15 protein-coding genes and 1 pseudogene are annotated in these 12743 nt (G+C 60.9%); 11 read left to right on the forward strand and 5 right to left on the reverse strand.

The window, feature by feature from the left end; translation table 11 throughout:
• Positions 1-21 precede the first annotated feature (21 nt).
• The 5 genes and pseudogenes from pafA to JQS30_RS17315 all read left to right on the forward strand — a co-directional run.
• Positions 22-1380, forward strand: coding sequence for a Pup--protein ligase (gene pafA, locus JQS30_RS07600; RefSeq protein WP_213172750.1), 1359 nt, complete (start codon positions 22-24; stop codon positions 1378-1380).
• A 10-nt stretch (positions 1381-1390) separates the two neighbouring features.
• Positions 1391-1711: a hypothetical protein gene (locus JQS30_RS07605; protein WP_213172751.1), complete on the forward strand. Its 321-nt coding sequence runs from the start codon at positions 1391-1393 to the stop codon at positions 1709-1711.
• 181 nt (positions 1712-1892) lie between these two features.
• Positions 1893-2249 (forward strand): ArsR/SmtB family transcription factor, encoded by a 357-nt coding sequence (locus JQS30_RS07610; protein ID WP_213172752.1) that lies wholly within the window; start codon positions 1893-1895, stop codon positions 2247-2249.
• The gene (gene arsB, locus JQS30_RS07615) at positions 2246-3346 is read left to right on the forward strand and encodes an ACR3 family arsenite efflux transporter (RefSeq protein ID WP_213172753.1); all 1101 of its coding nucleotides are present in this window, start codon (positions 2246-2248) and stop codon (positions 3344-3346) included. Before JQS30_RS07610 ends, arsB begins: the two co-directional genes overlap by 4 nt.
• Positions 3343-3747 (forward strand): annotated as a pseudogene (locus tag JQS30_RS17315) (arsenate-mycothiol transferase ArsC); the annotation flags it as partial. The gene arsB and the pseudogene JQS30_RS17315, both read left to right, overlap by 4 nt.
• 21 nt (positions 3748-3768) lie before the next feature.
• Here the strand turns inward: JQS30_RS17315 and JQS30_RS07620 are convergent.
• Positions 3769-5166 carry an FAD-dependent oxidoreductase gene (locus JQS30_RS07620; protein WP_213172754.1) on the reverse strand — a complete coding sequence of 466 codons (1398 nt, stop codon included), beginning with the start codon at positions 5164-5166 and terminating at the stop codon, positions 3769-3771.
• Between the two features lie 108 nt (positions 5167-5274).
• On the opposite strand from JQS30_RS07620, the gene JQS30_RS07625 reads away from it, so the two are divergent.
• From JQS30_RS07625 to JQS30_RS07640, 4 genes are all read left to right on the forward strand, one after another.
• Complete coding sequence (locus JQS30_RS07625; protein WP_213172755.1) at positions 5275-5631, forward strand: ArsR/SmtB family transcription factor; 357 nt, start codon at positions 5275-5277, stop codon at positions 5629-5631.
• Between the two features lie 101 nt (positions 5632-5732).
• Positions 5733-6830: an NUDIX hydrolase gene (locus JQS30_RS07630; protein WP_213172756.1), complete on the forward strand. Its 1098-nt coding sequence runs from the start codon at positions 5733-5735 to the stop codon at positions 6828-6830.
• Positions 6827-7594 carry a hypothetical protein gene (locus tag JQS30_RS07635; protein ID WP_213172757.1) on the forward strand — a complete coding sequence of 256 codons (768 nt, stop codon included), beginning with the start codon at positions 6827-6829 and terminating at the stop codon, positions 7592-7594. Before JQS30_RS07630 ends, JQS30_RS07635 begins: the two co-directional genes overlap by 4 nt.
• A gap of 157 nt (positions 7595-7751) precedes the next feature.
• A complete protein-coding gene (locus JQS30_RS07640; protein ID WP_213172758.1) occupies positions 7752-8603 on the forward strand; it encodes a hypothetical protein in 852 nt (283 codons plus the stop codon).
• A 64-nt stretch (positions 8604-8667) separates the two neighbouring features.
• On the opposite strand, the gene JQS30_RS07645 is transcribed toward JQS30_RS07640, so the two are convergent.
• The 3 genes from JQS30_RS07645 to JQS30_RS07655 form a co-directional block, all read right to left on the reverse strand.
• Positions 8668-9330: an HAD family hydrolase gene (locus tag JQS30_RS07645; protein WP_213172759.1), complete on the reverse strand. Its 663-nt coding sequence runs from the start codon at positions 9328-9330 to the stop codon at positions 8668-8670.
• Between the two features lie 147 nt (positions 9331-9477).
• Entirely contained in the window at positions 9478-9825 is a 348-nt protein-coding gene (locus JQS30_RS07650) for a hypothetical protein (protein WP_213172760.1), read from the reverse strand.
• Positions 9822-10124: a hypothetical protein gene (locus JQS30_RS07655; RefSeq protein WP_213172761.1), complete on the reverse strand. Its 303-nt coding sequence runs from the start codon at positions 10122-10124 to the stop codon at positions 9822-9824. Before JQS30_RS07655 ends, JQS30_RS07650 begins: the two co-directional genes overlap by 4 nt.
• Before the next feature lie 425 nt (positions 10125-10549).
• Between JQS30_RS07655 and JQS30_RS07660 the strand changes: the two genes are divergently transcribed.
• On the forward strand, positions 10550-11371 hold the full coding sequence (locus JQS30_RS07660; protein ID WP_213172762.1) for a helix-turn-helix domain-containing protein: 822 nt from the start codon (positions 10550-10552) through the stop codon (positions 11369-11371).
• The gene (locus JQS30_RS07665) at positions 11349-11714 is read left to right on the forward strand and encodes a DUF397 domain-containing protein (protein ID WP_213172763.1); all 366 of its coding nucleotides are present in this window, start codon (positions 11349-11351) and stop codon (positions 11712-11714) included. The genes JQS30_RS07660 and JQS30_RS07665 overlap by 23 nt, the downstream gene beginning before the upstream one ends.
• On the opposite strand, the gene JQS30_RS07670 is transcribed toward JQS30_RS07665, so the two are convergent.
• The gene (locus JQS30_RS07670) at positions 11614-12699 is read right to left on the reverse strand and encodes a DUF3866 family protein (protein WP_343076153.1); all 1086 of its coding nucleotides are present in this window, start codon (positions 12697-12699) and stop codon (positions 11614-11616) included. The two genes, JQS30_RS07665 and JQS30_RS07670, sit on opposite strands and share 101 nt — an antisense overlap.
• Between the last annotated feature and the right edge of the window lie 44 nt (positions 12700-12743).

The following is a 12743-nucleotide window of genomic DNA, read 5'->3' on the forward strand; positions in this document are numbered from 1 at the left end:
CGGACGGGGTAGAGTCTGCCCATGGATAGGCGCATTTTCGGGATCGAAACCGAATACGGAGTGACCTGTACTTTTCGTGGACAACGGCGACTGTCGCCAGATGAAGTCGCGCGATACCTGTTCCGGCGGGTCGTTAGCTGGGGGCGTTCCTCCAATGTGTTTTTGCGCAATGGGGCCCGCCTGTACCTCGATGTCGGTTCTCACCCCGAGTACGCCACTCCCGAATGCGATTCCATCGAAGATTTGGTGCGCCATGACCGTGCCGGGGAGCGCATTCTCGAAGGCTTGATGATCGACGCGGAGAAACGGCTGCACGATGAGGGCATCGCGGGTGACATCTATCTTTTCAAGAACAACACCGACTCAGCGGGCAACTCATATGGTTGTCACGAGAACTATTTGGTCTCGCGGCACGGAGAGTTTGGCCGGCTGGCCGAGGTTTTGATTCCATTCCTGGTGTCGCGGCAGCTTATTTGCGGGGCGGGCAAGGTGCTGCAGACTCCGCGCGGGGCTCGTTATTGCCTTTCGCAGCGAGCCGAGCACATCTGGGAGGGTGTCTCCTCCGCCACAACTCGGTCTCGCCCCATCATCAACACTCGTGATGAGCCGCATGCTGACGCGGAACGCTACCGCAGGCTGCACGTGATCGTCGGGGACTCGAACGTGAGCGAAGTGACCACCATGTTGAAGGTGGGATCGGCTGACTTGGTCTTGCGCATGATCGAAGCTGGCGTGGCCATGCGCGATTTCACCTTGGAGAATCCGATCCGGGCGATCCGGGAGATTTCCCACGACATCACCGGCAAGCGCAAAGTCAGGCTTTCCAACGGCAAGGAAGTCTCCGCGCTGGACATTCAGAAGGAATATCTGTCGAAGGCGATGGATTTCGTTGATCAACGTGGCGCCGACGCGACCACGAAGCGGGTCATCGAACTGTGGGGCCGCACGCTGCAGGCGGTTGAATCGGATGATTTGGACATGGTGGCTCGTGAGATCGACTGGGTTGCGAAATTGGCCCTGATCGAGCGCTACCGGTCCAAGCGGGGCTTGCCGTTGTCCTCGCCCCGAGTGGCGCAATTGGACCTCTCCTACCACGACATTCGACGCGGGCGCGGACTGTTCGACATGCTGGAACGTCACGGCAACGTCGACCGCATCACGCAAGATGTCGAGGTTTTCGAGGCGAAGGAAGTGCCTCCACAGACCACCCGGGCGCGGTTGCGAGGGGAGTTCATTCGCAAGGCGCAGGAGCGTCGCCGCGACTTCACCGTCGACTGGGTGCACCTGAAATTGAACGATCAGGCACAACGTACCGTTTTGTGCAAGGACCCGTTCCGTTCGCGTGATGAGAGGGTCGACAAGCTGATCAACAGTATGTGAGAGTAGACCGGTGAATGAGCCTCGCCCCGACTTTGACGTGGCCGCATCCGACGGTGTCGCCGAAAAGGCGACCTCTGAGCGCAACGCGCACGCTAGCCGCGCGGAGCCAAAGGTGGGTGATGACACCGCATCAAAACTCTCGCCTGCGGGATCCGCAGCGCCTCGTTCCAACAGCATGGACCCATGGGTGCGCCACAAGCAGCGCTCACAGCGCATCCGCGAGGAGATAGCGCGAAATCGGCGGGGCGAGTACACGATCCCAACCTGGGGTCTGATCCTCATCCTGCTAGGCCTCTTGGGCGTGTGGGCAGGCATCATCTGGCTGCCGTGAGGCGGCCTTGCCCGCCGACGTAGCTTCGGCGATGGCTGGCTGCTTTATGTGCGCTAGTGCGAAGCAGGCCCGCGTAGCTCCGGGAGGTCGCCGCTAGACACAGTGCGACCTCAGCGTGAAGATTCGGTGAACTACGGCTCGATTCATTGCCGATTGATTCGAGACCTGTCAAATTAGACGCATGTCGAATCAATCTAATGAAGTCGTCGTCGATTGTGCGCGCACATTCGCCATCGACCACAACCTGACCGCTGCGCAGGCGCCCCAGCTCGCCGCAGCCTTCAAAGCCCTCGGAGACCCGGTCAGGCTGCGCCTCGTCGCCATGATCGCCGCGAACGCGGGCGACGCGGTATGCGTGTGCGACTTGAGCGAGCCCTTCGAACTGAGTGCCTCGACGATGTCCCACCACCTCAAGGTGCTACGTGAAGCGGGCCTGGTCAGCCACGAGCGCCGAGGAACCTGGGTGTATTACCGCCTCAATGACGAGACCTTCACCTCTCTGTCTCAGGTGCTCCTCCTCAGGCAGGCGGTCCAATGAGCAACTCTTCTCCCACCGCGGCGCGCTTGAGCACCCTCGACCGCGGACTTCCCGTGTGGATCGGGCTGGCAATGATTCTCGGGCTGGGAATCGGCCGTCTCATGCCAGGCTTGGGCGACGTACTTGAATCCTTCACCATCGGCGGTATCTCCGTGCCCATCGCCGCTGGTCTGCTTCTGATGATGTACCCGGTCCTAGCCAAGGTGCGGTACGACCGGCTCGATACCGTCACTCGCGACCGGAAACTTCTCATCGCCTCACTGGCGCTAAATTGGCTGGTCGGCCCCGCCTTCATGTTTGCCTTGGCGTGGCTTTTTCTGCCCGACCACCCCGAATTCCGCACCGGCCTCATCATCATCGGACTCGCCCGATGCATCGCCATGGTCGTTATCTGGAATGACCTGGCACTGGGCGACCGTGAAGCCACCGCCGTCCTGGTCGCGTTGAACTCCCTGTTCCAAGTAGTGGCGTTCGCGGGCCTCGGATGGTTCTACCTAGACCTATTGCCCACCTGGCTGGGCCTCTCCGCCACCGGCCTGGACGTCTCGCCGGCGGCGATCGCGTTGAACGTACTGGTGTTCCTCGGCGTGCCCTTGGCCGCCGGTTACCTCACCCGTCGCGTCGGTGAACGTCGTCGCGGCCGCGACTGGTATGAGAACCGTTTCCTACCCCGAATCGGCCCGTTCGCGCTCTACGGGCTCTTGTTCACGGTGGTCATCTTGACCGCGTTGCAGGGCGAGGCAATCACCTCTCAACCCCTTGACGTGGCTCGCATCGCCATACCGCTGTTGGCATACTTCAGTCTCATGTGGGCGGGCTCGTTCGTTCTCGGCCACGCGCTGGGATTGAACTACCCGCGTACGACAGCCTTGGCCTTCACCGCCGCCGGAAACAACTTCGAACTGGCCATCGCCGTGTCCATTGCCACGTTCGGCGTCAGCTCAGGCCAAGCGCTCGCTGGCGTTGTCGGTCCGTTGATCGAAGTGCCCGTCCTCGTGGGCCTCGTCTATGTGAGTTTGTGGGCCCGCCGATTCTTTACCGATTCCTCGACCGCCACCTCCGTGGCAGTACCCGTTACTAGCAAGGATTCGTCATGACCTCACCTCCACAAGTGCTCTTCGTCTGCGTCCACAACGCGGGCCGTTCCCAAATGGCCGCCGCTTTGCTGTCGCACTACTCGCAGGGACTCATCACAGTGCGCTCGGCCGGTTCGGCCCCGGCCGACACAGTGAATCCAACCGCCCTGGCTGTCCTAGCCGAACGTGGACTCAACGTGGAAGGCGCCTTCCCGCAAAAGCTCGACCCGGCCACAGTCGAGGCGTCGGATGTCGTAGTCACGATGGGATGTGGCGATGCATGCCCCGTTTTCCCAGGAAAGCGATACATGGATTGGAAGCTTGACGACCCGGCAGGTCAGCCCATCGAGGTCGTGCGCCACATTTGCGACGACATCGATACCCGGGTGCGGAGCCTGGCCCAGGAACTTCTGGAACCGGCCCCGCCCCGAATCGATAACGGCTTATCCACAGCAACCAGTAGTCGCGGGAGCATCTTCAGCCGGGTCCTGTACGTCCTCGTCCGCGGAGTAGCCGTGCAGGACCCCGGTGGTCAAGCCAAGGGAAGCGCCGGCCTGGTTTTCCACGAGATCAGTTGAGCACACGCCGGTTTCAGGCAAACTCAGACGCACTTGGTCGGCAGCGGCTTGATCACCGGCGAGCGATGCGGCGATAGAACGCACTTGCTCGTACCCCGTCGCCAAGAGAAATGTCGGAGCGCGCCCGTAGCTTTTCGACCCCGCGAGATAAAACCCGTCATCGGGGTGGGCCAATTCCTTTTCTCCATGGGCGGGAACGGTGCCACAACTGTGAAAGTTCGGATCGATCATCTGGGCGAGTGCCACCGGGGCCTCGACCGCCGGATCAAGACTGAGCCGAACTTCCCGTAGGAAATCTAGCTGGGGCCGAAAACCAGTGGCGTTGACAATGACGTCGACGTCTAGTTTGTGCTCAGCCTCGAGGGTATGCCCGTATACGGTGGCCGGACCCGCCGAGGGGCCGCCCGCGGCACCCACAATTTTGTCGACGGTGAAAGTTCGGATGAGCCTGACGCTGTCGGACTCGACTAGCTTGCGAAGGCGATCGCCCAGCGCTCCCCGGGCGGGCAACGCGTCGGCCGCGCCACCGCCGTATGCTCGCCGCACCGAAGCGGACCGCACGGCCCAGGTGATCGTGGTTTCGGGTTCCGCCTCAGCTAGGGCCGCCAGATTGAGTAGGCTGTTGACCGCCGAGTGACCCATACCAACGACTAGCGTGTGTTTACCAGCGAAACGTTTGCGATCCTGGCCGAGCACATCGGGCAGTGGGCCAGCGACGTAAGCGGCCGATTCCACTTCGCCGGGGGCCAAGAGTCCGGCCGAACCCATCGGGTTGGGTTGATTCCAATTCCCGGAGGTGTCGATGACGGCATCCGCGGCGATGTCAGTGACCGCCCCGTTTGCCGTTGACACCCGCACCAGATACGGGCGACCTTCCCGACCAATGGTGCGACTCTTATCCATTCCCTGCCTTGACACGGCCTCGACGGTGCTGCCTAGGCGCACATAGGCACTTAGTTCCTCGGCCAGGGGTTCCAAATACAGGCCGACGAGTTCGGCTCCCGTGGGCAAGGCATCGAGATCGGGGCTTGACCAGCCGGTTTTCTCCAGCAAACGTACTGAAGCGGCGTCGAGGTTGTATCGCCAGGGCGAGAACATTCTGATGTGGCCCCAACTTCGCACGGCGCTGGCGATGTGGGGGCCGGACTCTACGACCGTGGGGTGAATGCCTCGTTCGAGTAGATGTGCGGCGGTGGCCAGGCCCACGGGTCCCGCTCCGATGACGATGGCGGTCGCGGCTGGTGGGCGGCTTGTGCGTGACATGGGTTGTCTCCTTGAGATGGGCGATGACGAACATCGCACCCTTAAACAGCTGATCCAATTAATAACAGTGAATACTGGTATTGGCAAGCGATGTGGTTTACTTGACCCATGTCCAACGCTCGTGACCTCGCCTCTGCCACATCGGCCCTGCCGGCTGTCACCCAACGAGCCCACAAGCTCGCACCCTGCTTCAAGGCACTCGCCGACGAGAACCGGCTAGCCCTGATCTTGCTGCTGGCCGAACGGCCTCACAGCGTCCGCGAACTCACCGAGGCCACCGGGATGAGGCAAACCCTGGTCAGTCACCACCTGACGCCGCTACGGGAACAAGGACTCATCGTCGCCCAGCCCAAAGGCCGTAGCAATATCTACTCACTTTGCTGCGATGCGTTGGAGGGCCCATTGAGAGAGCTCGCCGCATTGCTGCTCACTGATAGGGACGCTGAAGGAAACTGGCTGACCTGAGGGACATCGATCCTGCGCGGTTTTCGGACGCATGCGCGCCTGCGCGGAGGCTAATCCAGGTAGAGTGCGGTACTCATCAGTTACGCGAGAGGTTGTATCCAGTGTCGGACTCCAATCTGCGAACAGCATGGCTTGCCGATGAAATCCGAGCACAAGTCGCCTGTGGCCTGCACTATCCAGCAGATGAGGCAGACACCCGACGATTGCTAGCCCTGCGAGATCTCGCAGCTACCTTGCTGGCAACGGTAGAAAAACGCGACGAGGGAACCCTGCGCACCTCATTTAGCCGTGACCAGGGACTGCGCACGCCTTTGGTCGCGATCGCACTAGGACACGGCGACACCTGGCGCGCCACCTACCTTCGTGGCGACCACCTACTTGGGGACGTCCTCGATCGTCTGGAAAGCCACGGCACCCGAATAAATCGCGAACGCCTGCGAGTTGTCGACAGCCACAACCTCTCGCTAGCGATCCCACACACCTATATCCTCGCCTACCAGGCCGACCCGAGCGATACCTGGCCGTCAATGGAGGTCAACGAGCGGCTCTCCGAGACGCTAGGAGAACAAATAGATTCTGACCGGCTCAACGAGCTGGGGGCGCAGCTGCCTGAGAACGTCAGCCTCGAAACTGCCACTGTGTTGCGCCAAATCCACCAGCTCACCGCCACAGCAGCTCGCGAGAGCACCGATCGCCACAACCAACATCGGTTCGCCTATCTGCGGCGGGCCACGGCAAGCTATGAGGTCGGGGCAGAGCCGCAAGCCCGTCTCGACGCGGGTGCTCTCAACGTCGCCACCCCAACCACAGGATCCGAAGCCGCCCTACTGCGCGGCGATCGCATACTACTGATGAAACGCTCTGACACCGGCCAATGGGCCATACCCGGCGGCGCCAGCGAAGTCGGAGAGTCCTCCGCGGCCACCGCGATCCGCGAAATGCGCGAAGAAACCGGACTCGACGTCACCGTCGACTCCCTACACAGCGTGCTCGACAATCGAGAAGTCTGCCAGGGGCCAACGGCGATCCACCTCATCGCCATCTGGCTGGTCACCCTCAAGAACCAGGCACAAGAACCAACCCGGACCGCTGAAGCGACTGACTTTGGTTGGTTCAATGCCTCCCAGATCGACGATGTGGATATGTTCGACGGCCACCGGTTCAAGGCCAAGGCGGTCCTGGATGGGGGACAACCATGAACGGGACAGCCAACGCACGCGCCATCGAAGCCGTGATCACCGCGAAGATGTCCTTCGATTTCGCCTCAGCTAGTGGGGTTTTCTCCGGGGCGCACATGCAGTCCTTTGGCGGGACGGTCGCCACCAAGCTGCCCGAACTGGGCCATCTTCCGCAATACAACAAAGCCCGTGGCTTCGGAGCCGACGAACTACACCTGCTGCCAGACATCATCGACTACTACCGCGAAAGCGACCTTGCCGCCGCCATCGAAGTCTGGGAAGACGACGTGAATGAAGAAGTGGCCACTGCGCTGCGAGACGTGGGCCTGCACCCGCGAGATCACCTAGTTACGCTTCACGCGCCGCTACCGGGAAGCACGAGATCTCACACCGTTGAAGTGCGAGAAACCGAATCCGACGAGGAGTATCTGGACATCCTCTTCGCCGGCTATGAAGTCCGACGAGAACAGGCACACTTCCGCTCGATGCTGACAATCGAACACACCACGGCCGAGCTGAGACGATATCTTGCCTTCGTCGAGGGCACACCGGCGGCGGCGGGGGCGCTGTTCATGCGCGCCGGTACAGGTCTCCTGGCAGGGGCGGCCACTATCCCTCAACTGCGGGCTAAGGGTTGCCAGAGTGCCTTGATCGGCCGCCGGATGGCCGACGCGGCATCGGCTGGGTGCGATTTGGTCGTCGTCACCGCCGCGGAAGATTCGCCCAGCCATATCAACCTACGTCGCCAATTTAGGACCACCCATCGGCGAACAGTGTGGCGATAAGTAAACCAGCGAGGCTCACACACAAGGCACTTGCGGCGTTCTCCTCGGCTAGTTCGCCTGCCTAAACTTCGCCCCTCGCGGTCTTGAATTCGCACTTTTGCATAAGCCTCAGCGTCATCTTGACCAGCAGAGCCAGGGAAGGGGGATAATCGACTTTGTGACCGCTACGGACTACTTCCTTTTGAGCCTGGGCCTCGCAGGCGTCGCAGGTGCGATCATCGCGCCCTGGTGGTTCATTGCGGCCGCATACCGCCGGGCCTGGAGCGCCGGAAGGCCCACTCAGGACCCCGATCTGATCGACTGGGGGCATCGCCATGGCTGCACTTATTCGAAACAAGACGACCGCTGGCTTGAGATCAGTGACGCGGCCCCGCTGCGAAAGGTCGACCCACAAGAAGTACAGCGAACCGATGGCGACGTCGTGTACTTGGACGATGTGGAATGGGCGTTCTTTAACACGAAGCGCAACGTGGTCGAAGAACATGCCAACGACGTTCTAGTCCGTAACCGCGAAGGCCAGAGGTTTGTCGCGTTCACCCACGGCCCGATCGTGGGTAAGCCGAGCGTCAAGACCCCTGGAGCGCAAGCCGTGGTGGCGGTCGAGATGGAACGTGAGGTGCCTTTCCTCTTGGTCATGCATAAAGTGGGCCCTTTGCGGCTACTGGAGTCAGCCGAAAGCAAACTAACGTCGCCTCCATTCGATTCTGCCCAGCTGGACTTCAACATCCGCTACCTGGTCCAGGGAGCGGATGAAGAATTCACCCGCGCATTTCTTAACGTTGAGAACATGGACTGGCTGCAACAGAGCCCCACATTCCATGTGCCGGGCCGAGGCCGAGGCGCTCTGGTGGCTCATGGCAGATGGGCATACTTCATCACCGCCGAACCACCGGTTCCCGATCTGTTGCATGATCGACTGGCCCTGGTCAAGGAATTCACCCAACGCCTCCTCTCGGCATCGTCGGCGGAGCAGGTCAGCGGCACGAACGAGCCGGAGAACAACGTCTAACGACCGTGGCACCCACAACCACGATCATGATTAGACGGTCGATCACGGTGGACTCCCGGCTGATTCACCAGGCGCCGATCCAGTTGCGCAGTTGCGGGCTCTGCAAAGATGTGACCACTAGCTCGGCGGGAAAGTCGAAGTGTTCGAGCGTGGGGACGGCGACAAGCTTCATTCCGGCGGCGCGTGCCGCGCGTGCGCCGGTCATCGAATCCTCAAAGGCCAGTGAATCTTCGGGGGAGAAACCAAGTAGCTCGCACGCCCGGGCGTACATATCCGGCGCAGGCTTGGGATTGCCGACCTCGTCGGCGGCGATGACGACAGGGAACACCTGGGCAAAGCCTCCACGTCGCAACGTCACCTCGAGCAGCGAGCGCGGGGAGTTGCTGGCGACGGCGACCGGGACCTTATCCGCGATGAGTTTAACGAGTTCGTGTGCGCCCGGCATGGCTTCGGCCTGGGTCGCGATGACATCGGTGACCAGCTCTAGCTGTTCTTCGATTAGCGCGGGACCGGAGTTCGGTTCGTTGAACATGACCGCCATTGCCTCACTGGCCGCTGCGACTGACTTGCCGATGACCTTGGCCTTCTGCTCGGGCCCGAACGGCAGGCCACGGCGGGCGAACATCTGAGTTTCGGCGACCGTCCAGCATGGCTCGGTGTCCATGAGGAGGCCATCGCAGTCGAAGACGACGGCGGATGGTGACCAGTCCAGCAGCGTGAAGTTCATGACTGGATGCTAGCTGAGCCGGTAAGTCATGGCCCGGACGTGGTGTTTGCTGTGGATGGTGAGGCGCTGGCCGGATGGTGTTTTCCGCTAGGGCCACTTGTGCCCGGCTCAGCCGCGCGACTGAGCCGGGCACAAGTGTTGTTCGGCTTATAGGTCGTGGTTTTCTGATAGGTGTAGAAGGAAGTTGGCCCGGAAGCGGGTGAGCCCTTCGGCTGCGGGGCCGAAGACATACCATTGAATCCACCATCCGCCTTTGGGCGTCAGGTAGGCGCGGCCGATGGGCTTGTCTGTGCGGGTCTCGGTGCGCATGATCTCGATGGAGTCTCCCCGGGCCGAGCCGTAGAGGTAGAAGTAGTCGTTCTCGTTGAGAAAGCGACCGTAGTACTTATCAGGTTTGACGTTGGCTCCCCAGGTGTGGAGTCCGAACCGGTGTCGGTTGGCCGCCAGCGATACGGTTGTATTGGCGCTGCGGGTTAGCCGGATGCGTGGCCTCATACGGGCTCCTTCATGGCGGGGTCGCAGTTTTCGGTAACGAGTTCGCCGATGGCGTCGTGCCATTGGCTCGGGTAGCCAGAAAACGGCGTTTCCCATTCGATGCCGAGGATGCGGCCGCGTTGGATGAGGATGGTGGCGACGCGGATGGGCATGCTGTGCCCTTGCATAGTCAGGGCGAGCGCCGAGCCGCGTTCGGGATGCGGCGACACCATGTAAGTGTCGAAGTTGTACACAAACTCCACCACGGCGTCGCTGGTTGTCTTTTCGGCCTTGGCGGGACGGTCGTGGGTGTCATTCATCGCGTGTGGCCAAAGAACTGAGTCGAAACATGAACTCATGACGCGCCCGATGAGTGAAGCGTCGCGAACATGACAGTAGAGTCGGTGAAGACATCTCGAAACTCGCTTTCGTTGTGTCGGAGGCGGCCGCTGAATAGTTTGCAGACCGTGCAGCGGCCGCCGTCTCATCGCTGGTTGCAAGCCACGTCTGTTGTCAGGAAACGGTTCCTGAACAGCAGGTCAGCGCCAACGTGGTTCTGGGAAGCTCAACCGATCACCAGCGGGATACGGCCGAGAGTCTATGCCCCGAATGAGGAACATATCCTGACGATACGGCCATGTTGTTGCAACAGAAAGAGATTGAAACCCAGTTAGTTTGATCGGGTTCAAATGACCGGACAAGTTGAGATCCAAGTCGGTGTTGAATTCGTGGCAAACTGCTATGCATGAGCAACTCTCCTCAAATCGCGCGGTCGATTCTCGGCCAGCAGCTTAGAAAATTTCGGAAGAGAGCGGGCATTGGAGTCGCTGAGGCTTGTCGAGAGACGGGTATTTCGGAGTCGAAGCTTCGTAAACTTGAAAACGGAACGAACGATGCCGTCAAACTCCCCGACATTTATGCCTGCGGCACTGTCTATGGCTGCTCAAGCTACGAGGTATCACATCTGAAAGATCTGGCGCTGGGTGCGGACCAGGCGGGCTGGTACCACCCCTATGACGTTCCCACCGAGTTCGCGCACTTCATCGAGCTGGAAGGCGCAGCTAGAACGATCCACATCAATGAGATGGAAGTGGTCACGGGTCTGTTCCAGATTCCTGAGTACATCGAAGCTCTACGTGCGAGTGCCACCGACCAGGAGCAAGCAGTTGACTCAAGCTTCAGAACTTTGAGACAACGCCGGGTCTTGGACAGCGTGGACCCGCCGGAAGTCACTTATGTGACTAGTGAGAGCACGCTGAGGCGGCAGGTAGGAGGGCGGGAAGTCGCGCAAGCTCAGCTTCGTCACTTGGTGGTAATGGCTGAGAGGCCGAACATCTCGATCCATGTGGTGCCCTTTGCGGCAGGGGATTACCCAGCGATGATTTCACCATTCATAGTCTTCCAGTTCGACTCCGAGTTCCCCTCAGTCGTATATATGGAATACGGTTACGGCAGCCGGTACGAAGAGGGCGAATGCGTTAACTACCAGCTGGACGTCCTGAAGCGTACGATGCCTAGCGCAAAACCTATTGGGGAGTTCGTCAATGAAGCTAACCTCTTGGCGTAAAAGCAGCCGCAGCAGTAACAGTGGACCTGACCAAACGTGTGTTGAGTCCCGGCTTGCCGAGGTGAACCAGCAGTTCAGGGACTCGAAGCTTGGTGACTCTTCGCCGATTTTCACCGTGGCGAAGTCCGACTTTGCTGCCCTTCTGAACCACGTCAAGTTACCCTCGCAACGTATGAAAGTAGGGCCGCGCGAAGCGCGGCCCTTGTGTTGTCTTGCGGTTGCGTTTGGCTCTTCTTCTCGTCTTAGCCGTTCAGCAGATGCGCCGCGTGGCGGCCTGCGGCTGCGGCGGCCACGAAGTAGCCACGGTCGCGGTCTAGCCCACGTCCCATCGTGGAGAGCCTGACGGGCAGTTTTTCCATTTCCTCCACCAGGCCGTCGGTGTTGATCTGGATCTGTCGATGCCGCTGGGGCAGCTGGGCCAGCTGGGCGCGGATCTTCGCTTCCCATTCTTTTGGCAGTTCGGCGGGCACGGGCACGTCGGCCCCGGCGAGGGCGACCTTCCCATAGGCGGTCATGGAGTGGTGCGAGATGCCCTGGTGTCGTTCGCGCGCGTCGCCCTCCGAGATGCGCAGACTCGCCACAGGCCGTCCCGATAGCACGGCGGCGGCGTTGATGGCCTCACCGGCGGCGGTGCCGGAGAAGCCCCAGCGCGTCCCGGTCCCAAGGTTCCCCGGCCCTTGCGCCACGATGGCGATATCAGCCTCGGACACGACCTTCGCGGCTATGAGAGCGTTGTGAACATTCGTAGCCTCAAGCTCGCCGCCGAAGCACTGGCCTGCGGTGATAACGACTTCGATCCAGTCGCTTAGCTGATCGAGGCTCTTGGAGAACCACGAGGGCAGCGACCCGCCGTCGGTCATGATGTAGGCGACCCTCGTTCCAGGCCTGGTGGCGGTGATCCCAGCCAGAATCGGAGCGAGCGCCGAATGGAGGTCGGCGACGACGACGGGCATACCGTCCAACGAGTCACACGATTCGACAGCCTCCCTGTATGGCGAGTCATCCTCGTCCACGGCAAGCGTCATCGCCTGCATGGGGGTGTAGCGGGCCTTGACGATGTGTCCGACGTTTTCCGGGTCGGCCGGAAGCCGGTCCACGTTGGCGACGACCATCGCGTATCCGCCTGTGCCCAGCCCTTTGGCTATGGCGTTGCAGTTGAGCAGTAGCCGGTCTCCTACCTGGGCTTGCCCCACAAGCTTGGTATAGGCCAACGCCTTGACCTGGAGCGCATCCTCGCCCTGGCGTGCCTCGGTGTTAACGGTGAGTTCCTGGCAGCCATTCCAGCCGCCTCGAATGCCCTCTACGGTGCCGTATCGCCATCTCATCACGGGCTTGGACGCTACCAGGCCGACCAGATGGAATTCCCATGAGC

Source organism: Natronoglycomyces albus (assembly GCF_016925535.1).
GTDB lineage: Bacteria > Actinomycetota > Actinomycetes > Mycobacteriales > Micromonosporaceae > Natronoglycomyces > Natronoglycomyces albus.

What these genes read in the sequence shown, in the direction of transcription:
- pafA (WP_213172750.1), top strand. Translation starts at nt 22, where the DNA reads ATGGATAGGCGCATTTTCGGGATCGAAACCGAATACGGAGTGACCTGT.
- arsB (WP_213172753.1), top strand. Translation starts at nt 2,246, where the DNA reads ATGAGCAACTCTTCTCCCACCGCGGCGCGCTTGAGCACCCTCGACCGC.
- JQS30_RS07610 (WP_213172752.1), top strand. Translation starts at nt 1,893, where the DNA reads ATGTCGAATCAATCTAATGAAGTCGTCGTCGATTGTGCGCGCACATTC.
- JQS30_RS07655 (WP_213172761.1), bottom strand. Translation starts at nt 10,124, where the DNA reads ATGAATGACACCCACGACCGTCCCGCCAAGGCCGAAAAGACAACCAGC.
- JQS30_RS07625 (WP_213172755.1), top strand. Translation starts at nt 5,275, where the DNA reads ATGTCCAACGCTCGTGACCTCGCCTCTGCCACATCGGCCCTGCCGGCT.
- JQS30_RS07620 (WP_213172754.1), bottom strand. Translation starts at nt 5,166, where the DNA reads ATGTCACGCACAAGCCGCCCACCAGCCGCGACCGCCATCGTCATCGGA.
- JQS30_RS07635 (WP_213172757.1), top strand. Translation starts at nt 6,827, where the DNA reads ATGAACGGGACAGCCAACGCACGCGCCATCGAAGCCGTGATCACCGCG.
- JQS30_RS07660 (WP_213172762.1), top strand. Translation starts at nt 10,550, where the DNA reads ATGAGCAACTCTCCTCAAATCGCGCGGTCGATTCTCGGCCAGCAGCTT.
- JQS30_RS07645 (WP_213172759.1), bottom strand. Translation starts at nt 9,330, where the DNA reads ATGAACTTCACGCTGCTGGACTGGTCACCATCCGCCGTCGTCTTCGAC.
- JQS30_RS07665 (WP_213172763.1), top strand. Translation starts at nt 11,349, where the DNA reads ATGAAGCTAACCTCTTGGCGTAAAAGCAGCCGCAGCAGTAACAGTGGA.
- JQS30_RS07650 (WP_213172760.1), bottom strand. Translation starts at nt 9,825, where the DNA reads ATGAGGCCACGCATCCGGCTAACCCGCAGCGCCAATACAACCGTATCG.